22 protein-coding genes are annotated in these 25,293 nt (G+C 35.6%); all 22 read left to right on the top strand.

Features of this window, described 5'->3' with window-relative positions:
* Positions 1-2: 2 nt before the first annotated feature.
* The 22 genes from AS161_RS02785 (at position 3) to AS161_RS02680 (ending at position 25,200) form a co-directional block, all read left to right on the top strand.
* A complete protein-coding gene (locus tag AS161_RS02785; protein ID WP_164541721.1) occupies positions 3-2,564 on the top strand; it encodes a DNA polymerase III subunit alpha in 2,562 nt (853 codons plus the stop codon).
* Positions 2,565-2,617: 53 nt separating this feature from the next.
* On the top strand, positions 2,618-3,652 hold the full coding sequence (gene amrS / locus AS161_RS02780; protein WP_241241318.1) for an AmmeMemoRadiSam system radical SAM enzyme: 1,035 nt from the start codon (positions 2,618-2,620) through the stop codon (positions 3,650-3,652).
* Entirely contained in the window at positions 3,622-4,710 is a 1,089-nt protein-coding gene (locus tag AS161_RS02775) for an FAD:protein FMN transferase (protein ID WP_241241317.1), read from the top strand. The genes amrS and AS161_RS02775 overlap by 31 nt, the downstream gene beginning before the upstream one ends.
* Positions 4,711-4,752: 42 nt before the next feature.
* Positions 4,753-5,112 carry a YbaB/EbfC family nucleoid-associated protein gene (locus tag AS161_RS02770; protein ID WP_011994146.1) on the top strand — a complete coding sequence of 120 codons (360 nt, stop codon included), beginning with the start codon at positions 4,753-4,755 and terminating at the stop codon, positions 5,110-5,112.
* A 169-nt stretch (positions 5,113-5,281) separates the two neighbouring features.
* Entirely contained in the window at positions 5,282-5,956 is a 675-nt protein-coding gene (locus tag AS161_RS02765) for a rhomboid family intramembrane serine protease (protein ID WP_164541720.1), read from the top strand.
* A 27-nt stretch (positions 5,957-5,983) separates the two neighbouring features.
* Positions 5,984-7,111: a hypothetical protein gene (locus AS161_RS02760; RefSeq protein ID WP_164541719.1), complete on the top strand. Its 1,128-nt coding sequence runs from the start codon at positions 5,984-5,986 to the stop codon at positions 7,109-7,111.
* A gap of 40 nt (positions 7,112-7,151) precedes the next feature.
* The gene (locus AS161_RS02755) at positions 7,152-8,954 is read left to right on the top strand and encodes a TIGR03960 family B12-binding radical SAM protein (RefSeq protein WP_206518750.1); all 1,803 of its coding nucleotides are present in this window, start codon (positions 7,152-7,154) and stop codon (positions 8,952-8,954) included.
* Entirely contained in the window at positions 8,951-10,246 is a 1,296-nt protein-coding gene (locus AS161_RS02750; protein ID WP_164541718.1) for a nicotinate phosphoribosyltransferase, read from the top strand. Before AS161_RS02755 ends, AS161_RS02750 begins: the two co-directional genes overlap by 4 nt.
* 114 nt (positions 10,247-10,360) lie before the next feature.
* Positions 10,361-11,653, top strand: coding sequence for a glycine cleavage system aminomethyltransferase GcvT (gene gcvT / locus AS161_RS02745; protein WP_164541717.1), 1,293 nt, complete (start codon positions 10,361-10,363; stop codon positions 11,651-11,653).
* Between the two features lie 36 nt (positions 11,654-11,689).
* Positions 11,690-13,015 (top strand): aminomethyl-transferring glycine dehydrogenase subunit GcvPA, encoded by a 1,326-nt coding sequence (gcvPA, locus tag AS161_RS02740; RefSeq protein WP_164541716.1) that lies wholly within the window; start codon positions 11,690-11,692, stop codon positions 13,013-13,015.
* Complete coding sequence (gene gcvPB, locus AS161_RS02735; protein WP_011994139.1) at positions 13,012-14,445, top strand: aminomethyl-transferring glycine dehydrogenase subunit GcvPB; 1,434 nt, start codon at positions 13,012-13,014, stop codon at positions 14,443-14,445. Before gcvPA ends, gcvPB begins: the two co-directional genes overlap by 4 nt.
* A gap of 15 nt (positions 14,446-14,460) precedes the next feature.
* The gene (aspC, locus tag AS161_RS02730; RefSeq protein ID WP_011994138.1) at positions 14,461-15,600 is read left to right on the top strand and encodes an aspartate aminotransferase; all 1,140 of its coding nucleotides are present in this window, start codon (positions 14,461-14,463) and stop codon (positions 15,598-15,600) included.
* Between the two features lie 211 nt (positions 15,601-15,811).
* Positions 15,812-15,988, top strand: a complete 177-nt coding sequence (locus AS161_RS02725) for a hypothetical protein (RefSeq protein ID WP_164541715.1) — start codon at positions 15,812-15,814, stop codon at positions 15,986-15,988.
* Entirely contained in the window at positions 15,942-16,676 is a 735-nt protein-coding gene (locus AS161_RS02720) for an ABC transporter ATP-binding protein (RefSeq protein ID WP_011994137.1), read from the top strand. Before AS161_RS02725 ends, AS161_RS02720 begins: the two co-directional genes overlap by 47 nt.
* Positions 16,673-17,629 (top strand): PfkB family carbohydrate kinase, encoded by a 957-nt coding sequence (locus AS161_RS02715; RefSeq protein ID WP_164541714.1) that lies wholly within the window; start codon positions 16,673-16,675, stop codon positions 17,627-17,629. Before AS161_RS02720 ends, AS161_RS02715 begins: the two co-directional genes overlap by 4 nt.
* A gap of 1 nt (position 17,630) precedes the next feature.
* On the top strand, positions 17,631-18,098 hold the full coding sequence (locus tag AS161_RS02710) for a CBS domain-containing protein (protein ID WP_164541713.1): 468 nt from the start codon (positions 17,631-17,633) through the stop codon (positions 18,096-18,098).
* Positions 18,099-18,104: 6 nt separating this feature from the next.
* Entirely contained in the window at positions 18,105-19,412 is a 1,308-nt protein-coding gene (mtaB, locus tag AS161_RS02705; protein WP_164541712.1) for a tRNA (N(6)-L-threonylcarbamoyladenosine(37)-C(2))-methylthiotransferase MtaB, read from the top strand.
* Entirely contained in the window at positions 19,384-20,133 is a 750-nt protein-coding gene (locus tag AS161_RS02700; RefSeq protein ID WP_164541711.1) for an aminotransferase class IV, read from the top strand. The genes mtaB and AS161_RS02700 overlap by 29 nt, the downstream gene beginning before the upstream one ends.
* Complete coding sequence (locus tag AS161_RS02695; protein WP_011994132.1) at positions 20,121-20,399, top strand: DUF721 domain-containing protein; 279 nt, start codon at positions 20,121-20,123, stop codon at positions 20,397-20,399. Before AS161_RS02700 ends, AS161_RS02695 begins: the two co-directional genes overlap by 13 nt.
* Positions 20,400-20,446: 47 nt before the next feature.
* Complete coding sequence (gene gyrB, locus AS161_RS02690) at positions 20,447-22,399, top strand: DNA topoisomerase (ATP-hydrolyzing) subunit B (protein ID WP_164541710.1); 1,953 nt, start codon at positions 20,447-20,449, stop codon at positions 22,397-22,399.
* A 180-nt stretch (positions 22,400-22,579) separates the two neighbouring features.
* Entirely contained in the window at positions 22,580-22,819 is a 240-nt protein-coding gene (locus tag AS161_RS02685; protein WP_011994130.1) for a S4 domain-containing protein, read from the top strand.
* Positions 22,820-22,863: 44 nt separating this feature from the next.
* Positions 22,864-25,200: a diguanylate cyclase gene (locus AS161_RS02680; RefSeq protein ID WP_011994129.1), complete on the top strand. Its 2,337-nt coding sequence runs from the start codon at positions 22,864-22,866 to the stop codon at positions 25,198-25,200.
* The last annotated feature ends 93 nt before the right edge of the window (positions 25,201-25,293 follow it).

Genomic DNA, 25,293 nt, shown 5'->3' with positions numbered 1-25,293 from the left:
TTGTGGAGGTGCTTTATATAGGCTATATCAACTCACTTAAGAAACGTGGCCTTTGTTTTGTTTCACCATACTCTTTTGAAGGTTCGGTACTGGATTTCGATAAAATTTTCCAATGGGCTATTGAAAATAAAATTGCTGTCCTTGTCTTATCAGATACAACACTCCACGGTGTTGTAAAATTCATTCGTGTAAGTAAAAAATATAAAGACATAATACCGGTTATAGGCTATAGAAAATATGATAAAACGTATATTTTCAGAAATACATCAGAATTTACTGAGTTTCTGAAAATATATAACTCAAGAGATTTAACTGAACATAATTTGAATATTTTAGAACAAAGATTTATACATATCAAATCAAAACCCATTTACTTTCTCCCCGGTCAAGAAGAAATTTACAAAATACTTTGTGATTACATAGGAAAAAAGATTGAAACAGATGATATTGACAATTTCGATATTAACAAGCACATATTTGAAGTCGATGATGGTCAATTTAACATACAAGATTACTCTTTCAAATCTTCCCAAAAATTGCCGATTCCAAATAATGACTTTTTAGAGGAGCTAATAAGTCAAGAAAAAGAATACAAAGAAAGATTAGAAAGAGAAATAAAACTTGTTAAAGCTTTTAAATTTGAAGATTATTTTTATACTGTAAAAAAGATAGTTGAGATTGCTAAAGCTCATAACATTGAGGTCGGATACGGTAGAGGGAGCGCTGTTGGTAGTTTACTTGCTTACAGACTGGGCATAACGAAGATAGACCCAGTTAAGTACAATCTTTTGTTTGAACGATTTTTAAATGAAGGAAGAACTGACTATCCAGATATAGACTTAGATATAGAAGATGTAAGAAGACAAGAGCTTATAAAATTGTTGAAAAGTGAATTTGGTTACGTTTACAACATATCCACTTTCGTTGGAATCCCAAAGAAATTTTTGGATAGCATACCAGAAGAATATGCGAACGAGTTGTCAAACATTCCTATTCAACGTTCCACCCATGCCGCAGGTGTTATAATTTCAACCACACCTTTAAACGTGCCTATGATTCATAGTGAAAGTGGCATTGACACAATTGAATGGGATATGGACGATTTACAGTATCTTGGATATATAAAGTTCGACTTGCTCGGCCTAAAAACTTTAAGTATATACAAAGAATTAAGAGATACTATAAGCCAATCTTTCAAAGAAGAAAAAGAAGAATTCAAGAAAAATACATATAGATATATTTCTGCTGGTTTCACAGACAATGTTTTTCAACTTGAAAGTAGCATAGGAAAATCTGTTGTCAGAGATGTCAAACCATCTAATATCTCCGAATTAGCAATCACAATATCACTAAACAGACCTGGGCCTTTGAGGTCTGGAATTACAGGTGAAATAAGAAATTTGAAACTCAAGAAATTGAAAAAATACAACCTTGAAATTTTAGACGAGACTTATGGCCTGCCGATTTATCAAGAACAGATAATGAAAATTGCTATGGAATTAGCAGGTTTTAGTAGTACACAAGCGGATATCTTGAGAAAAGCGATAGCGAAGAAAGATATCGATAGCATAAGACAACTTTATGAAAGATTGAAAAACGCCCTTTTCGGTAAACTTGGGAAAGAAGGCTTAGAACTCGCAAAGAATATCTTGGCATTTGGTGAATACGCATTTAACAAATCTCATGCTATTGCTTATTCTCACTTGACGTACTATATGGCGTATTTTAAAGTGAATTTTCCAGATATTTTTTACGATACTTACCTAAAATATGACACGTCGATATTGCAAGATGCGTTGTACAATCTTCAAACTTTAAATTACAAAGTGCTTCCACCTAAGCTTTTCTCAAACTTAAAAACTATGAATAAAGACGAGAAAATATATCACTTACCGTTACACATATTACCTGGTATATCTGTGGAAAAGTCAAAACAGCTACAGACAATGGAATTCAAAAGCTTCGAAGATTTTGTCGAAAAAGCGGATTTACCACTTTCCGTTATCGAGGCTCTCATAAAAGTTGGGGCCTTTGATGATATCTTTGATAGCAGGCGAAAGGCTATACAAAAACTTAGAAGTCTTAGGAACAAATTCAACCAAGAAGCTGTAAAGATAGGCAACAAACTCTTTGGAAAAATTGTTAAAGTTGACGAAGCAAAAGTGGAAGAAGATTGGGAACGCACTAACATGGAATATGATATATTAGGAATTGCATTGTTTTTACCTACTAAAGTTACCAATAACCTTGCGCCATATTGTATTGCCTATTCTCTTGATTTACCTTATGCCGTACACATTTCGGTGAAAGCAGGTTACGGTACAGACGGAAAGAGCGTTTTCAAAGTCAATTTACCAGATGGAAATTACACACTCATATACCCGAATAGATTTGAACCAGGGCATTTGAAAGTCTCTTATGAGGTGAAAACTATGCCTACGAAATCAGAGATTTCAAAATTGTCAACGCAAGGATTTGAGCAGATAATACTTCCAAGCGGTAAGGTTATACAAAACGTAAGGCCAATTATGAATGGTATTAGGACTGTACTCAGAGATAAGTGAGTTTTCAGCATTAGTTAATTTTGCATTTTTTGAAATAAGGAGGCGCCTCTGATATGTCTAATTACCGTGAGGCGAAATATTGGGAATGTTTGGAAAAGTTTGAAAAGTCCGAAAGTGATGAAAATAAGCTACAATGTGTTTTATGCCCCCATGAATGCGTAATCTCAGATGGTAGGACTGGGATTTGTAAGGTAAGAAAGAACATAGAAGGTAAATTGTATTCTTTAAATTATGGTGAAGTAACATCTATGGCGCTTGACCCCATAGAGAAGAAGCCTCTCTTTCACTTTTATCCTGGCAGTTCGATAATATCGGTCGGAACTTGGGGATGTAACTTTAGATGCGCTTTTTGTCAAAATTGGGAGATTTCTCAACAAAGACCGTATTATGTTAAAAGAATTGAACCATACGAGCTTGTAGAAATTGCTCTGGAATACAAACATGAAGGAAATATAGGAATTGCTTACACTTACAGTGAGCCTATAGTGTGGTATGAGTTTGTGCTTGAAACAGCAAAACTTGCTCGCGAGGCAGGCCTTAAGAACGTATTAGTGACCAACGGATACATAAACCATGAGCCGCTTGCTGAACTTGGAAAATTCATAGATGCTATGAATATAGATTTGAAAGCATTTAACAACGAATTTTACCGTAAAGTTTGTGGAGGAGATTTTGAACACGTTTTGAACACGATAAAATACTGCGTTTATAACAATATCCATGTTGAAGTTACAACACTTGTGATACCTGGGGAAAATGACGATATTCAAGAACTTGAGGAAGAATTTAAAGCACTAGCGAATATTTCAAAGGACATACCACTCCATTTATCTAGATATCATCCGGCTTATAAATACACAAAGCCGGCGACAAGCGTAGGAAAGTTAATCGATATATACAACAGTGCGAAAAAATACCTAAATTATGTTTATCTTGGGAACGTTTGGGACGAAAAATATGAAAGTACATACTGTCCAAAATGTGGTAATGTTGTTATAATTAGAAAAGGCTATAATATAGAAATTGTTAATCTTGATGAGGAAGGGCGGTGTAAAGTGTGCAGCAACCAGATCCTAAGGAATTTATGATTCTCAATAAGATTGTTGTCTTTTCGACAATTGTTATCTTCATAGTTTTGATAGCTATTTACCTTTTCTTTATCTCTGGTAAGACTGGTCAGTACAATGATTATGAAGATTATATCTTTGGTACGTATGTAAGGATTAAAATCGCCTCGAAAGTAAATCCTTCAACTATATCCAAAGCTATTTTCAGTGAAATGAAGAGAATTGAGAGTAAGTACGATGCGTACTCATCAAATAGTGTGCTATACAAAATTAACCATTCACAAGATTGGATAGAGGTTGATGATGAAACGTTAGCTTTGGTAGACTTAGCATTAAAGATCGCCAATCAAACAGAAGGTGCTTTTGACCCTGCTATCGGAAGGTTAGTAGATTTATGGGGGTTTAGTAAATTTACTGAAAGAAGTGCTACTGAGCAATTCAGCGTACCAACGGTAGAAAAAATAGCAGAAGCCGATTCGCTCTCTGGATACAAAAATATAGCGATAGACTATATGAAAAAGATGGTCAAAACAAATGGTGCTTGGTTAGATTTCGGTGGAATGCTGAAAGGTTATGCTCTTAAAAGAGCTTACCAAATAGCTAAAGAATATGATAAGAACTGTCACGGATTTATCGAAGCTGGTGGTCAAATAATGATACTTGGTCCGAAGTATAATAAGGCGAATTGGATTATAGGTGTCAGAGACCCTAGAGGGCAACCTGGCGAAAACATAAAGCTTGTGTATATGAAATCGGGTTCTATCGCAACGAGCGGTGATTATGAGAGATTTTTTATTGTAGACGGTGTTAGATATCACCACATAATAGACCCGAAAACCGGATATCCTGCGCGAGGAGCTATAAGCGCAACGGTGATAAGTGAGGATCCTGTTATCGCAGACGCGTTTTCAACAGCCGCTTTTGTTCTTGGGAGGGAAAATTGGTTGCTTACAAGAACACTCTTCCCAAAGTATGGTGCTGAGGTGTTTCTTGTTTATCAGGAAAAAACACCAGAAGGACTTAAAACAAAAACACTCCAAACAGATAACTTTGTAATATGGGAGAATCCTGATAAGTAATTAATTATAAATTTGAAACTTAAGAATGGGGAGGTTATTAGTATGAAAAAGCTTAAGAGTTTTGGTGGTAAGAATTTAGGAGGAAGTAGTGGAGCACCTGGATTACCAAAGAACTTTGCAGAATTACAAAGATTGCAAGAAAAAATGGAACAGGAACTCAAAGAGTTAGAAAATACACTTGCGAATGAGGAAGTTACCGTAGAAATCGGTGGAGCTTTAAAAATTGTTGCAACGTGTGATAGACAAGTGAAAGACATAATTTACGAATCTGATATACTTGAAGACCAAGAAATGTTCAAAGATATGCTTAAAACAGCTATAAGTGAGATATGGCAAAAAGTTGACCAGATAAGAGAAGAAAGAACAAACGAGATAATTGCCAAATACAATCCATTAGCTTAACAAATTCGAATTTTAGTAAATAATTAACTTAAACAAAAAGGCTGGAACACTAACCAGCCTTTTTTGTGTTTATTACATTTATAACTTTTGATTAGTTTATCAAGCGGTGATATAATTGTACTAAGTAAATAAGTTTATACAAAAATAAAAATTTTCGGGAGTGAGATTAGTGTACGAAAGGAAAAACCCAGCGTATTTGTATTTGATATTAGTGAATTCTCTTATTCTTCTTATTTTTTATGTATTCAAAACATTTTTTATAAAAAGTGACTTAGCATACTTACTTTTTGGTGCGCAATACGGTCCACTTATCAAATCTGGTCAGTGGTACAGGATAATTACCGCTATGTTTATGCATGGTGGTTTTTTACACCTTGCCTTTAATATGTATGCTTTGTACATCATTGGTAACTATGCTGAAGGTATATACGGAACTTACCGATTTATTACTTATTATTTTATTACTGGAATTGTAGGAAATGTAGCAACCCATATTTTCTATTATGGCTCTCTATCCGTTGGTGCAAGTGGAGCTATTTTTGGTCTTGTTGGCGTGCTTTTTGGTGCTGGATTTAGAAAAGATACACCATTCTTTTTAAAACCTATAACGGGGAGCGCTTTACTTCCAATGATAGTGATAAATGTTGTTCTTGGCTTTATTCCAGGTTCAGGTATAAACAACGCTGCCCACATAGGTGGATTACTAACGGGTATCTTACTTGGTTACGCACTATCAGTTTACGATAATTATCGTTCGCAAAAGATTTGGAAATTATTGGCGTATGTGTTAATAGGTTTAACGGTTATTTCTTACGTTTGGCTCATAAAGGATGCTTTGGCGTAATTAAAAAAAGAAAAGAGGTGTTATTTTATGGGAAAGTTACCAATATTTAAGTTTTACTTATTTTTCTCAATAATTGTGCTCAGCTCAATGTTATTAGCTCAAAATCAGTCGCAAGATATTTTGGTTCTCTTCAGTTCCAATGGATTGTTTTACACAACAGTTGATAAAGAATTTGAAATTCCGGAAGGTTGGAGAGTTTTGCAGGTATCTTCGAACAGATGGTATATTGAAAGCTATACTGAAAATCAAAAGTATGAAATTCCAACAGAGCTTCCACATGGTATTTACGAATTAAACGGCAACGTAGCGATTTTTGAAAATGGTGAAAAGTACGTTCAAACACCGTTTGGAATTGGTAGGATTGTCAAAGAATCGCAAGCGAAGAATGTTCTCAAATCTTCTGATAAAGCAGAGGCTTTGTTTGCAGTACCCGGTGGATTTAGAATTTATTATGTGTTGAAAGAAAACACATTGGAGCAATTCTTTGAAATTCGCTCTCCGATTGATAAAGCTTATGTTGTGCTCTCCACAGCTCCAGAGGAGAATAACGTAAGGCTTATGTATTCAAAGGCAGTTGCGGCAGAATCTGCAATGGCTGAGGAGGTAACAGTGGAAGGTAGGAAGATATTCATACTTGGATACCAAGAAGGCCTGAAAAATGGTGTGAATATACGAAACAAGGTATTGAACATTACGCGAAAAGATTGGCAAAAGATAAATCTCCAATATACATACACGTATAACTGGCAGCCTGCTGATTACGTTATTGAAATAAATACAGGCGAAGAACTTCCAGCAGGTCAAGTTTATATATACTCAAATGTATCTGGAAAGGTTATGCCAATAGGTTTGGGCACAATGCCTGACATAAATAAGCAAGGTGAGATATACGTTTCAAAGAGCTGGCAGTTGTACCACTCTTGGACACTTAATAAACTTACAAAACTTGGAGGGAGAGTTTACATCGTTGGAGATTTGAATTTAAAAGGTTACGGTAGCGCAAAGGTTATACTGAATGGGAAAAGCATAAAAGATCTTTCAATAACTCCACAGAATACTTACAAAATACTAAAATCATCGGCAGACTACTATGAAATTGAAATTCCTGTCTCAGGAACAGCCAAGATATCTATTTCATTCAGCTACAATGAATAGTAAAACATAACAGTAAAACACAAAAAGGAGTGATATTTTCTTGCATAATTCTGAAAAAATTCTTCGGTTCTTATCTGAAAATCTGATAACAGTTTCAAAACCGGCAAGATACATAGGCGCTGAGTACAATAGCGTTATCAAAGATACTTCAAGCAAGGATTACTTAAGAGTGGCTTTCGGTTTCCCGGATGTTTATGAAGTCGGTATGTCGCATTACGGTCTTGAGATACTGTACTGGCTTGCTAACAAGCTTGACTATGTGTATGCTGAGCGTGTTTTCTTACCTTGGGTTGATATGATTGAAGCGATGGAGAAAAATGATATACCACTTTTCACACTTGAAACACGAACACCAGTTTACGAACTTGACATGCTTGGAATTTCACTTGAATACGAACTATCGTACACAAACGTCTTAAAGATGCTCGAACTCTCAAGAATTTCGATTAGGGCAGCGGAACGAAAAGACGATGACCCGATAGTAATTGCCGGAGGGCCTGTTACGTATAATTGTGAACCGATAGCCGAGGCATTTGATGTGATATACATAGGTGATGGAGAAGTAAATCTACACAAAATGCTCCAAATTATATACGAAACAAGGGGAATGAAGAGACACGATAGACTCAGAGAGTTAGCGAAGATAGAAGGTGTTTATATTCCAATATTCTACGAACAAAAAGGTCGGAAAATCGTTCCAAAGTACGATTTCGCCCCTGAAAGAATTTCAAGAAACATACTAAAAGACTTGAATTCGGTTACCCCTCCAGAAAAGAAGATATTACCACACGTTGAAAGCGTGCATGATCGTGCTGTAATTGAAATCAGTCGGGGTTGTACACGTGGATGTAGATTTTGCCATGCAGGATACGTTTATCGTCCTGTCAGGGAGCGTAGTGCGGATGAGATCGTCAAATCTGTTAAGAAACTCATAGAGAATACAGGTTACGATGAAGTATCTCTTCTTTCGCTCTCATCGCTTGACCATTCTCAGATAAGTGAGATAGCGGAAAAGTTAATTGAACAATTGAAAGATAAGAAAATATCAATTTCCATTCCTTCGACACGTGTTGATGCTTTTAATATAAAAATCGCTGAGAAAATTGCTGAGGTTAGAAAGACAGGCTTAACATTTGCTCCCGAAGCAGGGAGTCAAAAGATGAGGGATGCCATAAACAAGCAAATCTCATACGACGATATAATAAACACAGCGAGTGAAGCAAAACGTGCTGGTTGGAGAAGGCTAAAGCTCTACTTTATGGTTGGATTTCCAGAAGAAACGGAAGAAGATATAAAGGAAATAGGAGAGTTAATTAAAGATATTAAAAAACTTGGCTTTTCCGATATAACGGCATCTGTTAATCTATTAATCCCAAAACCACATACCGCATTCCAATTCGCAAAATTGCAAGAGCCGGAATACATGAATATGGTAAAAAAAATCTTAGGACCTTATAGAAAGTATGGAAAGATTGATATCAATGATGGAAAAAAGAGTTTTGTCGAAGGAATCCTTTCGCGTGGTGATAGAAAGCTATTTTCAGTTATTGAAAAGGCATACAAAGTAAGTTATTATGATGAATGGGGAGAATTTTTCTCATTCGAAAAATGGATGAATTTATTTAACGAGTTAGATATTTCACAGTATATAGGTCCTTACGGTATAGAAGATTTTCCATGGGACCATATTGATAGTGGTGTAAATAAAGAATTTTTGTGGAATGAATATCAAAATTATTTTGTTCAGGCAACAACGAAAGATTGTCGAAAAGGTTGTACAATTTGTGGAGTTTGTCTTAATTATCCAGTACGCAATGTGATAATGGGAGGTAATGAAATATGAACAAAAGACTTCATCCAAAGGTTTTTAAAGTACCAATTGATAGGATTAGGATGGGATACTATTCTGATAAATACTTTACAAGGTATGTTGAGGTGCTTAAAAAAGACAACAGGCATCCAAGAGTTTATTATCAGTTCTTTCCAAGGGATAACGCAGTTGTCTGCGGTGTGGATGAAGCTCTTGCTATTTTGAGATACTGCACCGGTTATTACAAAGATGAAGAACAGGCAAGAAACCTTTACAACGAGATTTTAAACTTAGATAAAATGATGCAGAGCTTATCTGTGGAAGGCAATGTGGAAGAAATAGTCGAACTGACGAGAAAAAAGTGGGATTTGAGATTAAAGCTCAACGAGCTTTGGGTAGACAAATGGGATGAAATAGAAGTCAAAGCGGTTTACGACGGTGAGTATGTTCCAGATGGAGAACCTTTAATGACGATAGAAGGGGATCCGATATACTTCGGTTATCTTGAGACAGTTTTACTGGGCGTTATCGCACGGGCTACAAGCACAGCAACGGCAGTTAAGAAAGTCGTTGAGGCAGCAAATGGTAAGCCTATATTATTCTTCAGTGCAAGATTTGACCATTACTGGGTCCAAGCAACTGATGGCTATGCAGCGCTCAAAGCTGGGGCATTTGGTGTCTCAACAGATGCGAATGCAGATTATTGGGGCGTAGAATCGATGGGCACAATTCCGCACGCGCTAATTGCCGCATACGATGGTAAGACAGAAGATGCAGCAATCGCGTTCGATATACATATGCCGGAAACCGTTAATAGGATAGTTTTAGTTGATTGGGATAACGATGTCATTGGTACAACGTTTAGGGTTGTTAAGAAACAATATGAATACGTTATGGGTAAAGAATTCATACTTGGTGAAACAGATCCTTCACCGATTATAGGACCGGGTAAGAATAAAATTTGGGGTGTCAGATTTGATACATCTGGAAGTTTAAGGGACAAATCAGTAACACCCATAGGTCCGCAATCGTTTGGTGTATGTCCAGAACTTGTATGGAAAGCAAGACAAGAATTTGATAAAGTGGGTCTGAAAGATTTGAAAATAGTTGTTTCAGGTGGTTTTGACGAAGAGAAAATCAAATTATTCGAATCGTTAGGTGTACCAGCTGATGTTTACGGTGTTGGATCGAAACTATTGAAGAAGAAAATCGACATAACAGCGGATATAGTTGAAGTGAATGGAAAACCATGTGCAAAGGTAGGAAGATATAAAAAAGATGCTTCACATTTGAAAATTGTTAGTAAACGTTATTGGGAAGAATAATTTACCATTAACTTTCCTAAATCATTCTTAAATAATTCTTGATGCATTTTTGAAGAGTGATAGAATTTAATTAGAACTGAAAAATATTAAAACATATCGTTAGGAGAAACAATTATGTGGAAAATCGTTGCAACAACCGTTGGTGAAATCGAAGCAAGCATAATTGAAAAATTATTAAATTCTCACGATATACCCGTTTTAGTTCAAAAAACGGACGTTTTTATTCACCCTATATTTGGTAGCAGTGTTCAATGTGAAATACTTGTGCCCGAAGATAAATACAGCGAGGCAATAGAACTTATCCAATGGGAGGGAAAAACAGTGAAGTATACTCCATTATACGAAGACCATGTGAAGCTTGGTGCTAAAATAGTTGAATTTGCTGGGTACTATATGCCACTCCAATATGAAGGTATCATTCCAGAAGTGCATTTGGTAAGAAAAGAAGTTGGAATGTTTGATGTATCTCACATGGGAGAATTCATATGTGAAGGACCAGACGCTGTGAAATTCGCAAACTATGCGGTAACAAACGATTTTGGATCAATTAACTACGGTGACATAATTTACACAGCCATGTGTAACGAAAATGGTGGATTTGTAGATGATTTACTTGTTTACAAGATTGCTCCAGAAAAAGTCATGTTCGTTGTAAACGCTGCAAATATAGATAAAGATTTTAATCATCTTTTGAAACTCTCTGAAAAGTTTAAAGTTAAATTGGAAAACATTTCCGATGAAACAGGACTAATTGCAGTGCAAGGTCCAAAAGCTCAAGAAAAAATACAACCTCATGTTAACTTTGACCTTGAAGAAATTGGATATTATTCGTTTAAAGAAGGAGAAATATTTGGCGTGAAGGGAATTATATCAAGAACAGGTTACACTGGCGAAGATGGTTTTGAACTTTACATTCCCGCAAATCAAACCGCGTTTGTCTGGAGAAAACTATTAGAAATAGGTATAAAACCTGCAGGCTTAGGTGCAAGAGATGTTTTAAGACTCGAAGCGGGCTTACTCCTTTACGGTAACGATATGGATGACACAATTACACCTCTTGAAGCATCTATACCTTGGGCTGTAAAATTCGAAAAAGGCGACTTCTTTGGTAAAGAAGTCTTACTTAAACAAAAAGAGGAAGGTTTAAAGAGAAAATTAAGAGGTGTGGTTATCGAAGGAAAGCTTGTACCAAGGCATAATATGGAAGTTTACAAAGATGGTCAAAAAATAGGTTATGTAACAAGCGGTACATTCTCTCCTACACTTGAGAAACCAATAGCTTTTGTCATGATTGACGCAAATGTAAAACTCAATGAAAAAGTACAGATAGCAATCAGAGATAAGATGGTCGATGCTTTGGTTGTCAAAACACCATTCTACAGAGGAAGCGTAAGGTCAAGAAAATAATAATATATCTTTTGAATGCAGAAGGGAGTGAACAATGTGCACAGATATATTCCAAATACTGAAGAAGAAATTCGACAGATGCTTGAAGAAATAGGTGTGAAAAGTATAGATGATTTATTTGTAGACGTTCCAAGAACGATAGATGGTTACAACATACCGGAAGGAAAAGATGAATTCACCGTTAGAAAATTCGTTGAGGGAATAGCTAAGAAAAATATAAACTTTGACCCTGAAAATATCTTCCTTGGTGCGGGTATATACTATCATTACATCCCAACAGTTGTAAAACACATGGCTTCAAATCCAAATTTTGTAACTGCCTACACACCTTACCAAGCTGAAGTTTCCCAAGGTACTCTTCAAATGCTATTTGAATATCAGACAATGATGTGTGAATTAACTGGTATGGAAGTCTCAAATTCATCGATGTACGATGGAGCAAGTGCGTTTGCCGAAAGCTTATTAATGGCAGTTAGAGTCACCGGAAAAACGAAGATGGTTGTTGCAAAGACAATAAATCCGGAATATAGGACTGTTGCAAAGACATACACAAAACCACAAGGAATTGAAATTCACGAGCTTGATTATGACCAAAGTGGAAAAGTTGATATCGAAAAATTAAAATCGAGTGTTGATGATAAAACCGCAGCTGTTGCAATAGCTTATCCTAATTTCTTTGGTGTAATCGAAGACTTAAAAGCGATAAGAGAAGTTATTCCACAGAATGTAATGTTTATAGTTGTAGCTGAACCGGTATCTCTTGCGCTCCTTGAAGCACCTGGAAAGTTTGGCGCAGATATCGTGGTTGGAGAAGGACAATCACTTGGTGTAACACCAAACTTTGGTGGACCTGGAATAGGATTTTTCACAACACTTGAAAAGCATGTTAGAAAGATGCCCGGAAGAATAATAGGTGAAACAAAAGACTTGGAAGGAAACAAAGGATACGTGATGATACTTCAAACGAGGGAGCAACACATCAGAAGAGAAAAGGCAACATCAAACATATGTTCTAACCAAGCGTATATCGCTTTAATCAACGCGATATATATTTCAACGATGGGACCAGAGGGACTAAAAGAAGTTGCGTGGCGCTCTTTCAACAACGCACATTATTTAGCAAAGAAGCTTGAAGAAAGAGGCTTTTCAAGAATATTCAATGGTGAATTCTTCAATGAATTCGTTGTAAAGGTACCAGAGACATACAGACAGAAATGGCATGAAATGGTGAAAGATGGTATATTAGGTCCTATCCCAATAGATAGAGTCTACAAAGAACTTGGTCCAAGCGCTTTGGTCTGTTCCACAGAAGTTAACACCAAGGCTTCCATTGAAAGATTAGTCGAGGTGATGTCAAAATGACCATATTTGAAAAATCCACATCCGGAAGAAAAGGATATGAATTACCCGAATATGAATTGCCAAGTGTTGATTGTGGTATACCAGAACATCTTGTAAGAAAAGAAAAACCACTACTTCCAGAAGTTTCCGAAGTCGATGTCGTAAGACATTACACGGAACTTGCATCTAAGAATTACTCCGTCGACAAAGGCTTTTATCCACTTGGCTCATGCACAATGAAATACAATCCTAAGATAAACGAGGATATGGCAATGTTGTTTACGCAACTTCATCCAATGCAACCAAGAGAAACAATTCAAGGCGCAATAGACCTCATGGGGCATTTAAAAGAAATGCTTTGCGAGATAACTGGTACGGACGACATGACCTTACAACCAGCCGCTGGAGCGCACGGAGAACTGACAGGATTGCTTGTTGCAAGGGCTTATTTTGAAGACAAAGGAGAGCTTGATAAGAGAAGAAAAGTGCTTGTACCAGACAGCGCACATGGTACAAATCCAGCATCGGCTGCCATGGCAGGATTTGAAGTCGTGGAATTGAAATCAGGAAAAGATGGTTGTGTCAATTTGGAAGAGCTAAAAGCACACCTCGATGAAAATGTTGCGGTTATAATGCTTACAAATCCTAACACATTAGGTTTATTTGAGAAAGATATACTTACAATAGCAAAAATGGCACACGAAGTTGGTGCGCTACTTTATTACGATGGAGCGAATTTAAACGCAATAATGGGCAGAACAAGACCTGGTGATATGGGCTTTGATATTGTCCATTTGAATTTACACAAAACCTTTAGCACGCCACACGGAATGGGTGGTCCCGGTAGCGGACCTATCGGTGTTAAAAAACACCTTGCACCATACTTACCAGTTCCAGTAATTAGAAAAGCTGGCGAAAAGTATGATTTAGATTACAATTTACCAAAGAGCATAGGAATGGTAAGAAGCTTTTACGGTAACTTCACGGTTATGGTTAAAGCTTACACTTACATACTTACAATGGGTAACAAAGGTTTGAAACATGTAAGTGATATGGCTGTTCTGAATGCGAACTACTTAAGGGCAAAGTTATCGAAAATTTATAAAGTTGCGTACGATAGGATTTGTATGCACGAGTTTGTTATCGACAACGAAGAATTTGTTAAGAAAACTGGTGTAAAAACACTTGATATAGCGAAGAGATTACTTGACTATGGTCTCCATGCACCGACAGTGTACTTCCCGTTGATAGTTCACGAAGCGATGATGATAGAGCCAACAGAAACTGAAAGTAAACGTACACTTGACGAATTTATAGATGCTATGGAAAAGATATACAACGAAGCTATTGAAAATCCAGAACTTGTTAAAAAAGCTCCGTACAAAACACCGATCAGACGTCTTGATGATGTAAATGCGACAAAATACCCTGTTTTCAGATATAAAAAATGATTAGGAGAGATAAATATGCATCCTGTTGATTTAATAGCTCCTTCAAAAACATTAGAGGTAGATTCTCTTGCAAAAAAACTCATATCTGAAGGTAAAGATGTTGTCAACTTAACGGCTGGAGAACCTGATTTTCAAACGCCAAGACCTATTATTGAAGAAGCAATTAATGCGCTTAATAAAGGACTTACAAAGTACACAGACAGTAATGGGATACTACCTTTAAGAGAGGCTATTTCAAAATACTTAAAGGAAAAGAAAAAAGTTCAATTTACTCCTGATGAAATTGTTGTGAGTAACGGGGGAAAACAGGCGCTTTTCAATGCTTTTGCCTCAATTCTTGATGAAGGTGATGAAGCTATACTCTTTGCGCCGTACTGGGTTAGTTACCCTGCTCAAATAACAATGGTCAGAGCGAAACCAGTTGTAGTTAGAACAAGTTTTGAAAGGCAATTTGTCCCAACCGTGGACGAATTACTTTCAGCGATAACTCTTAAAACAAAATTGATAGTTGTAAATTCACCAAACAACCCATCGGGTGGAATTTACGATTATGAAACAATGAAAGCAATTGCAGACATAGCCAACGAAAAGAGAATATACGTAATAAGTGACGAAGTTTATGATGATTTAGTTTACGAAGGTAATCATGTTTCAATGTATGGTCTTGTAGATGACGATTTATTGATATACGTGAACGCATTCAGCAAATCGCACGCGATGACTGGTTGGCGGGTTGGATACGTCGCGACAAAGAATAAAGATATCAAAAAGAGAATTTCTAAAATACAAAGTCACTTAAGTTCTAACATAAACACAACCGCTCAATATGCAGCTATCAAAGCGTGTGAAACTGACAATTCTTACATGATTGAAGAATTTAAAAAAAGAAGAAAATTTGTTGTTGAAAAAGCGGAAGAATATGGCCTTTCTTTTGTAGAACCAAAAGGTGCATTTTACTTGTTCTTCAAAGTCAAAGGTAGCGATGAGGAATTTTGCAAACGATTGCTTTCAGAAAAGTTAGTAGCGACAGTTCCTGGAAGCGCTTTTGATATGCCAGGCTTTGTAAGAATGAGTTTTGCAACAAATATTGAAACTCTCGATAAAGGCTTAAAAAGAATAAAGGAATTTATGGAAGAATGGGATAAAAATTTCTAATGCTTTAAACTTTTTGACTTTGGCAGGTTAAAAATTAAAAAACATAAAACTAAGGTGAGGCACTCTTTAAAGGGTGTCTCACCTTAGTTTTTTATTAATAAAACTTAACTTAAGAAGCAGAAAATTAAAAAAGCATACAAGACCTTTTAACTGAAAAATGGTATAATATTATCGAAAAAAGAAAAATAGAAATCAAAAAGGGGATGAAATGATGCAGAAGTTAAAAAAGAAAACTCAGGAAAAGATATTATCTCAGTATGAACTTATAAAATTAGCAAATCTTGGTAACGAAAAGGCCCAGGAAATGCTTGAGGAAAGATTGAAAGATACGGTGAAAAAAGATGAAAAGAAAAAACAACGAGAGCAAAATATCGAAAATAAAATGTGAGAATTTTTCAGCAAGTGTTGGTGAAAGTGTACTTTTTGAAAACATAAACTTAACTCTCAATGTTGGCAATATAGCAGTTCTTTATGGACCAAGAGGCTCAGGAAAATCCGCTTTCCTGAGAAGTTTTGCGTGCTTAAATAAAGAGATATACCCAGATATAAAGTATTCTGGAAAGATGTACTTTGACGATAAAGACATTCAAAGTATTGATGAAAAAACAATTAGGAGTATTGTAGGGTATCTTGATACAAATTTTTTGGAATCTTTAGATTATATTAATTTGAAAGAGTTGATACATATCGTTTTTGGTCGTGATTTTGAATTCAGTGTTGAAAAATACGCTACTCAGTTAGACGAATTTGGAGTATTAAAAGCTCTTTATAAATTTGAAAAAACACCTCTTTCTGATTTGTATGTGCTTGAAAAAATAGGCCTGTTGTTGTTTATATCCTCGCTTAGAAAGGCTTCTATACTTGTTTTCGATTGCATCCTTGACCATCTTGATGATGAACACGTCGAGTTTGTAACTAAGTTGCTCAAAAACCTTTCAGAAGAGAGGATAATAATATTAGCGACGCGTACATTGAAGAGATTTATAGGGTTGGGGGATATCTTAGTTATTATGAAAAATGGTAGAATGACTTATAACGGTAAACCGGAAGATTACATATTGGGGGTAAAATCATGAAAAAAGTGCTTGCAGTTTGTTTGAATCCTGCCTTGGATAGGGAATTTGTAATAGACAACTTCACTTTAGATAAATTAAACATCGTACCAAACGAAAAAAATAAAATGACACCTGGTGGAAAAGGTGTAAATGTCGCGGTAATACTTTCAAAGTATGGTATTCCATCAATAGTTACTGGTTTCGTTGGGGGATACGTTGGCAAAGTTCTCATTTCTGAACTTAAAAAGACTGGTCAAATGATAACGACAAGTTTTGTACATATAAACGATGAAACACGTGAGAATATAGCGATTGCTGATACAATTAATCACACTCTTACAGAGATAAATTCTGAAGGACCAATTGTCGATTCTTCTTCAATAGAATCTTTTATAAGACGTTACGAAGTTCTCGTACAACAAGTAAGCACGGTTGTTATTTCTGGAAGTGTACCACGCGGTGTGCCAAATAGTATCTATGGTGAATTGACAAAAATAGCTAAAAAATACAAAAAAACAGTTTTTTGGGAAGCACGTGATGAAATAATAAATGAGTCAATAAAGATATCCTTTCCAGACGTACTAAAATACGATATGAGAAGAAGTGAAAAGATACTAGGAAATATACTGAATACAGAAAAAGAATATATTGAAATGACAAAAGAATTTGTAAAACGTGGTGCAAGCCTTGTCATATTATCTTACAAAACAGTATTCGATTTTGTTGGAACAGCTGATGGAGTTTGGAAATTCTCACCAAAGACAGATATTGACCATTCGTACTTATTGGGTTCTGGAGATATCTTTGTTGCAGGTATGGTAATAGCTCATTTTGAAGATAAATGTTGCATCGATATGGCAAGATATGGTTACGCTGCAGCAGTTGCTAAAACTACGTACATGGGTAAAGAACCACCTTCAAGGAACGAAATAGAGAGGTTTTTAAGTTTAATAAACAGTGAGAGGGTGGAATAATATGGAAACTTTAAAAGTTAAGGATGTGATGACTTACGATTTAACATTTGTCTTCGAAAATGAAACTGTTGAGCAAGTTATAGATTTACTTGAAAAATCAAGTATGTCTGGAGTTCCGGTTGTTGATAATGATTTAAAAGTCGTTGGTTTTATTAGTGAAGAAGACATAATCAGGGCTTGTTTACCAAGTTATTTCAACTTGCTTCAAACTGCTGCGTTTTTGCCAGATACAAATCTTGTATTAAATAATCTTAAGAAAATATCTCGTGACCCTGTTGGAAAATACATTTCAAAACCAGTTTTTACTGTAAAGCCTAACGACACAATCCTTTATGTAGCGGACGCATTTATGAGAAAGAATTTCAAAGTAATTCCTGTTGTTGATGATAATAATACTTTGATTGGTGTAGTGATGAGAATATCGGTATTAAAGAGCGCTATAAGGAAAGAAACGGTGGTGAATGGTTAAAAGATTATGAATAAAACAAGGGTATCTGTTATAACACAAGGTTGTAAAATGAATCAATATGAAAGCGAATTAATGATAGAAATGTTGGAAAACGCAGACTATATTGTCATTCCTGAGTCAGATGTTAACGCAGATATTTACATAATCAACAGTTGTGCTGTAACCGGTGAAGCAGAAAGAAAAGTAAGGCAGACCATTAGGCATATACGAAAAGAAAACCCAGATTCAAAGATAATCCTTACTGGTTGTTATACTCAGATTCCAAGAGAGAGCTCAGAATATGAAACACTTGGAGTAGACTTAGTTCTTGGCAATTCTGAAAAGAAAAGCATTGTGAAATTTTTGAACGAAAATGGTATATATTCAAAAATAGATTATTGGCGTGAAGATGATATCTCTTACGAAATGGTAAAAGATTCTATTGCTGAAAGGTCAAGAGCTTTCATAAAAGTTGAAGATGGATGTAATAATGGTTGTACATATTGCGTTATAAGAAGTCTGAGGGGTACAAGAATTAGAAGCAAACCCATAGAAGTTGTAATCAAAGAAGCAGAGCAACTCATTACTAAAAAACATAAAGAATTAGTTATAACAGGTCTTAACCTTGGTAAGTACGGTAAGGATATCGGTACGAATTTAGCTAAACTACTTAACGAGGTCTCGAAAATAAATGGCGACTTCAGGATAAGATTAAGTTCAATAAACCCTGAAGATTTAGATGATGAACTTATAAATATAATCCTTGAAAACGATAAGATATGCAATCATTTACATATTCCTATCCAAAGTGGTAGCACCAGCGTTCTTAAAAGAATGGGAAGAAACTATACGGCTGATTATTTATTGGGTTTAGTTGAAAAATTAAGGGCAGCTGACCCGCTATTTTCAATAACAACGGACATAATGGTTGGTTTCCCAGGAGAAAGCGAGCAGGAATTTCAAGAAACAATTGATTTGGTATCAAAATTAGAATTCAGCAAAGTTCACGCATTTAGGTTCTCGGAAAGACCTGGCACGAGAGCGGCTCAAATGGACAGAAAGGTACCTGGTAATGTCAAGAAAGATAGAGTTGAAATGCTCATATCACATTCTCAAAATGTCGCAAACGCTTATAAGAGAAAGCTGGTAGGAAAGACAACAACAGTTCTTGTTGAGGGAGTTATGAATGGAATATACATTGGTTACGATGAATATTACATACCACACGAAACAAATGGTGGAATAATTGGCGATTTTGTCAAAACCGTTATACTGTCAGTAACAGCAGAAGGTGTGGTGTCGAAAGTTGCTAAAAAGCAAGTTTCAAACGACTGAACTCATAGAAGTTTTAACCAAAGGGATAGGTGTTTATGAAACATTAAGAACATACAACGATAAACCCTTTGCGGTAAAGGAACATTACAATAGATTATGCAAATCATTATCTTATTTGAAAATCGATCCACCGTCGTTTAAAGAATTTGAAAATCTCGTATATGAGAATCTTTCTGAAAGAATAAGGATTGTTTATGCTTATTCAAACAAATTGGTCAGTTATGTATTCAGAGAGACGGCAGAAGATATGAACGCCGGATACATTAAGATAGATTTTACAAACGTTCGAAGGGCGGATCCATGGAGCATTCCACCAGATTTAAAATCTCTTGGAAGACCGGACATATACCTTGCGCGATTGACAAAAGGGGACAATTATGATGTTTTAATGTTAGGAAATAAAGGGCAAGTGTGTGAAGGGACTTTCAGCAACGTGTTTATAATCAAGCAAAGAAAGATTATCACCCCATCTCTCGAATCTGGAATACTAGATGGAATAACGAGAATGTATGTAATGATTTTTTTGAAAGAAAAAGGATACACAATCGAAGAACGATTCGTTGAACCTTACGAACTATTTGAATGTGATGAAGTGTTCTTAACTCATACAAGTAGAGGAATAGTACCTGTCAATCAAATTGGAGATATCCAAACCAGATCCTATGAATTAAGTAAAAAGTTATCAGAAGAATTTGAGGGATACATTAAATGCTTACTTTAAAAAACGCCATAAAGGAACTGTCAAGAACAAATTCATTCTTTCAAAAAGTTTACTTTCTTTCCATTCTCAGTGAAAAATCTCAAGAGATATTTGGCCAGATTATAGCAAAACACATTAAATTCATTGAATATAAAGAAGGCACTCTTTCTATTGAGTGTGATGATTGTATTTGGGCTAGCGAAATAAGAAAAATGTCGAGACAAATAAAAAAAAGAATATACAACATCGTGCAAATTAAAGTTGATAAAATTATCGTTAGTTGCTGAGCATTAAATAAGCAAAATATTAAAAATCCCGGTATGGAGGTGTTTTGATGATAGATAGAGTAGACAATCCCACAACAAATGTTAATAATATCAATGAAGCAAGTGATTACAATGCTCAAAATATACAAGTTTTAAAAGGTCTTGAGCCTGTCAGGCAAAGACCGGGTATGTATATTGGTTCAACAGGAAAGAATGGCTTACACCACCTTGTATATGAAATTGTTGATAATAGTATCGACGAAGCCCTTCAAGGATTTTGTGATACTATAAAAGTTACAATAAAGTCCGATGGTTCAGTTGAAGTGGAGGACAACGGTAGAGGTATCCCTGTCGATATCCATCCCGAAACAGGCACAAGCGCTCTAGAAGTAGTCATGACTACGCTTCACGCTGGTGGAAAATTCTCAAAAAGCAGTTACAAAGTTAGTGGTGGTTTACATGGTGTTGGTGCTTCCGTTGTTAATGCGCTTTCTGAGTGGATGGAAGTTGAAGTCCACAGGGATGGGAAAATTTATAGACAAAGGTACGCCAGAGGTATAAAAACAACAGAAGTTGAGGTTATTGGAGAAACAAACAAGAGAGGAACAATCGTAAGGTTCAAACCAGATAAACTCATATTTACAACTACCGAATTTGATTCGGATACCATATTAACACGCTTAAGAGACTTGGCTTTTCTCAATCCAAGCATAACAATCGAATTTGTTGATGAAAGAAACGATATTAAAAGGACACTCCATTACGCTGGCGGTTTGAAGGAATTTATAGCTCATTTGAATAAAGGTTCAAAAACATTACATGAAGTGGTTGTTATCGATGGTTCTCAACAAGATTGCGAAGTGCATATAGCATTCCAATACACGGATGAAGATGGTGAAACAATAGTTTCATTTGTCAATAATATAAAAACAATCGATGGTGGAACGCACGTTACTGGTTTTAAAACGGCTTTCACAAGAGTTGTTAATGAACTTGGGAAAAAGAAAAATTTAATTAAAGGTGAACCGTTCAAAGGTGAAGATTTACGTGAAGGTATGACCGCTGTTGTTAACGTACTTATGATGGGAACACCTCAATTTGAAGGACAAACAAAATCAAAACTTGGAAATGAAGAAATCCAAGATGCCGTTGCAAAAGTTGTAAGGGATAAACTAACCGATTATTTCGAAGTTAACGAAACAGTTTTAAAGATAATCATTCAAAAAGCCCAACAAGCAAGAGAAGCAAGAGAAGCTGCAAAAAGAGCAAGGGAAGCCGTAAAAAGGAAGAGCGCGCTTGGCGCGTCAACATTGCCGGGTAAACTTGCTGACTGTATAACCAAAAATTTCGAGGAGGCAGAACTATTTATTGTTGAGGGAGATTCCGCAGGTGGTAGTGCAAAACAAGCTAGAGATAGAAACTTCCAAGCCATTTTACCACTCAGGGGAAAAATACTAAACGTTGAAAAGAGCAGTGAATTAAAACTTCTCAAAAATGAACAGGTAAAAGATATAATAATGGCTATTGGTGGAGGGATTGGCGAGAATTTTGACACAAGCAAACTTAGATACGGAAAAATTGTTATAATGACCGATGCTGACGTTGATGGCGCGCACATACGAACGCTCCTCTTAGCCTTATTCTACAGGTACATGAGACAACTAATAGAAGAAGAGAGAATATACATAGCAATGCCACCTTTGTACAAACTGTCTATAAGCGGAGAAAAACCGATGTATCTATATTCCGATGAAGAATTGAACGAAATGATAAACATAGCTAAGCAAAATAACAAAAGATATGAAGTCCAGAGGTACAAAGGTCTTGGTGAAATGAACCCTGAACAACTTTGGGAAACCACGATGAATCCGAAAACAAGAAAGATAATAAAAGTAAAGATAGAAGACGCGGAAGAAGCAGACAGCCTTTTCGAAATACTTATGGGTAAAGATCCTGAAGAACGAAGAGAATACATAATGAGACACGCAAGACAACTTAGCTTAGTCGATTTAGATGTCTAATATATGATATATTTTCAAAAATTCCGCGAAAAATCATTTTCAGCAATCTCGGTCCAACGTGACCGAGATTTTTGTTAATTCACCTTGTCACTTAATGCTATTTCAAAAAGCTTGGTAAAATTCATAAATTGTTCGTATAACGAATAAAAAAAGTGTGGTATAATTTTAAGGGGTGAGTTTATGCGCTTGGATAAGTTTTTAAAGCAAAACAGAATAATAAAAAGAAGAACTGTGGCGCAGGAAGTCTCTAAAGCTGGACTTGTAAAAAAAGATGGTAGACCGTTGAAACCAAGTTACGAAGTTAAACCCGGTGATATTCTCGAAATTTCTTATGGCACAAAGATAATAATTGTTAAAGTCACGGATGATATGAAATATGAGGTATTGGAGGAAAAAACAATAAAAATTGAAGAGTGGTAATATTAAGTAAAAAAATAAAAAATGAAAAGTGAGGAGGTTATTAAATGCGTAGCTTGGTTGAAAACCACATAGGTGATTTTCTTGATATTTTAACATATCAAAAAAAAGAATGGATCGAATTTTGGAAAAAGCTTCCTTATAAGCCAATTACCGACAACTATGCTAACAAATTCGACGGTTTCTATGAGAAACTTTTATCTATAAGCAGAAATGAACTTACCGAGCTTTCGCATTGGTATGACGAAAATAAAGAAAATATAAGAGATGAGCTCACAGTTCGCATCAGAAAGAGCGCGCGCGATTTTCAGCTTTCTAAGGAAGATTTTGTGATTTACCTTATCGTTGGTATTGGTGAGAAGGATTGGATTGTTGTTGACGGGAAGAGTGAAAAAGTTATCGTTTTTGATGTGTACTCCATATGGAAGAAAGGTAAAATAGACAAGCTTGCAGATGCCATATATCAATCGGTTGTCCACTTTAGGCATGGAGAACTTGAAGGAAATTATTACGATAAATCAGAGATTTTCGAATATTTGAAAAAACAAATAGTATCTGCCAAAAACGAAAATTTACTTGAGATGATTTGTAAATTGCTTGATGAACATGTCCCATACTACAACTGGACAGGTTTTTACCTTATGGACGATGAAGGAATGCTAGTCCTTGGTCCATACGTGGGTGAACCTACAGAACACGTTAGAATTCCTGTTGGAAAGGGTATATGTGGTCAGGCGGCAGATACAAAACTTACCTTCATTGTGCAAGATGTTTCGCAAGAGACAAATTATCTTTCTTGCAGCCCTCATGTGAAGAGTGAAATTGTTGTACCTATATTTAGAAATGATGGAAGCGTATTTGGTGAAATAGACATAGATAGTCATTACATTGCTCCATTCGATAATAGAGATAAAGAATTTCTTGAATGGATCGCAAAGCAATTGATGGTTAGGACTGTACATTGGGATGAATTTAAAAGGCGTATAAAGATTGCTTACATAGACAGTTATTTATCATATCTGTTAAGTGAAATAATAAAGTACAATGTGACTTACTTTGTTGACTTGTACGTTTTCAACGACCCAAATAAAGTTCCAGAAAATCTATTTAAACTTTGGAGAATTTCTGAAAAACTTTCATGTTCTGAAATTAAAAACATCTATGTTGTTGACAAAGTAGAAGAACAAAGAGCGGTTTTGTATTCAGAAATTGATAGTATATCTCTTGATTACAATATACTTAACCTACCACCTCAAGATGTTGTGTTTTACATGATAAAAAATCTAAGGGAAGAAATGGCCAAAAAATTGTTCTATATTCATTACCAAGCAACAAGACTTGCGCAAAGCTTTATAAACTCCAAATTAATTATTAAGTATACTCTTAATAAAGATTCAAATATAAACACTATACTTTACGCATTTCTCACAGGTATAACTGCCGGTTACGCAGGTTCTTTCAATAGAGCAATGTTCTTTTATTATACCGATGAGAAGTTTGTTTTCCAAAAAGCCATTGGTCCAAGAACACAGGAAGAGGCTAATAGGATATGGGAAGCGATAGAAGATATCGAACTTAATATGAAAGACTTTTTAGATACTGTGTCTAAAGATTTCAGATCGGCTCTTGAATTACTTTACGAGGGAAAAACTATAGAACTTGATGTTGTTAAAAAATACACCGATGGAGAGGCTCACGTAATTTCCAAGGAAGAGATTCCAGAACTTGCTGAAACATTTGATATATTAAAAGAGTTCGCGCTTGTCACTGTCAAAAGCGGTGAAAATATACTTGGATTGATTATAGCTGATAACAATTTCGATTTAAAACCTATCAGTGACTATCAACTCACCGTTCTAAAAGACCTTGCTGACCAGATGGCTTTTATACTTGAAAACAGAAGGTTTTTTGAGACAGTGAAAGAAAAAGCGGAGATTGATGTATTGACTGGGTTGAAGACACGAAGAACATTCGAGGAATTTATTCAGAACATTCCACTTAACAGTTTTTCACTAGCGTTTTTAGACTTGAACAAATTTAAGATGATTAACGATATGTATGGACATGAGAAAGGCGATGAAATTTTGAAGAAATTTGGTAAGTGTATAAATATGAACATACGAAAAACAGATATCGCGTTCCGTTATGGTGGTGATGAAGTCATAATTATACTCAATACAACTGAAGAAACTATCGTCGAAAAGGTAATTGGAAGGATATTAGATTGCTTTAGTTCTTCAGCGGGTATGACATTTTCAACAGGTGTTGCAATCTATCCTGCGGAAGGGGATATCAACAAGGTATTGAAACTTGCAGATGAAAGATGTTATAAATCCAAAATAACTGGAAAGATAGAATTCGAAGATAGTGAACTAAATTCCTAAGGGGTGAGCTATTTTGGAGATTAAACAGCAAAAAGAAGCGGAAGATAGAGAAAGCAAAGTTAAAAAAACTGTCTTTTTTAGATTATTGAAGTA

The organism is Fervidobacterium sp. 2310opik-2 (assembly GCF_011057735.1).
GTDB classification, from domain to species: domain Bacteria; phylum Thermotogota; class Thermotogae; order Thermotogales; family Fervidobacteriaceae; genus Fervidobacterium; species Fervidobacterium nodosum.
Note: the sequence above shows the minus strand (reverse complement) of the source record. Positions and strands in the feature narration are given on the sequence as shown.

Bases quoted from the DNA above. Each gene is read 5' to 3' on its own strand.
- amrS (WP_241241318.1), top strand. From the start codon at position 2,618: ATGTCTAATTACCGTGAGGCGAAATATTGGGAATGTTTGGAAAAGTTT.
- AS161_RS02770 (WP_011994146.1), top strand. From the start codon at position 4,753: ATGAAAAAGCTTAAGAGTTTTGGTGGTAAGAATTTAGGAGGAAGTAGT.
- AS161_RS02760 (WP_164541719.1), top strand. From the start codon at position 5,984: ATGGGAAAGTTACCAATATTTAAGTTTTACTTATTTTTCTCAATAATT.
- AS161_RS02750 (WP_164541718.1), top strand. From the start codon at position 8,951: ATGAACAAAAGACTTCATCCAAAGGTTTTTAAAGTACCAATTGATAGG.
- gcvT (WP_164541717.1), top strand. From the start codon at position 10,361: ATGTGGAAAATCGTTGCAACAACCGTTGGTGAAATCGAAGCAAGCATA.
- gcvPB (WP_011994139.1), top strand. From the start codon at position 13,012: ATGACCATATTTGAAAAATCCACATCCGGAAGAAAAGGATATGAATTA.
- aspC (WP_011994138.1), top strand. From the start codon at position 14,461: ATGCATCCTGTTGATTTAATAGCTCCTTCAAAAACATTAGAGGTAGAT.
- AS161_RS02725 (WP_164541715.1), top strand. From the start codon at position 15,812: ATGCAGAAGTTAAAAAAGAAAACTCAGGAAAAGATATTATCTCAGTAT.
- AS161_RS02720 (WP_011994137.1), top strand. From the start codon at position 15,942: ATGAAAAGAAAAAACAACGAGAGCAAAATATCGAAAATAAAATGTGAG.
- AS161_RS02715 (WP_164541714.1), top strand. From the start codon at position 16,673: ATGAAAAAAGTGCTTGCAGTTTGTTTGAATCCTGCCTTGGATAGGGAA.
- AS161_RS02710 (WP_164541713.1), top strand. From the start codon at position 17,631: ATGGAAACTTTAAAAGTTAAGGATGTGATGACTTACGATTTAACATTT.
- mtaB (WP_164541712.1), top strand. From the start codon at position 18,105: ATGAATAAAACAAGGGTATCTGTTATAACACAAGGTTGTAAAATGAAT.
- AS161_RS02695 (WP_011994132.1), top strand. From the start codon at position 20,121: ATGCTTACTTTAAAAAACGCCATAAAGGAACTGTCAAGAACAAATTCA.
- gyrB (WP_164541710.1), top strand. From the start codon at position 20,447: ATGATAGATAGAGTAGACAATCCCACAACAAATGTTAATAATATCAAT.
- AS161_RS02685 (WP_011994130.1), top strand. From the start codon at position 22,580: ATGCGCTTGGATAAGTTTTTAAAGCAAAACAGAATAATAAAAAGAAGA.
- AS161_RS02680 (WP_011994129.1), top strand. From the start codon at position 22,864: ATGCGTAGCTTGGTTGAAAACCACATAGGTGATTTTCTTGATATTTTA.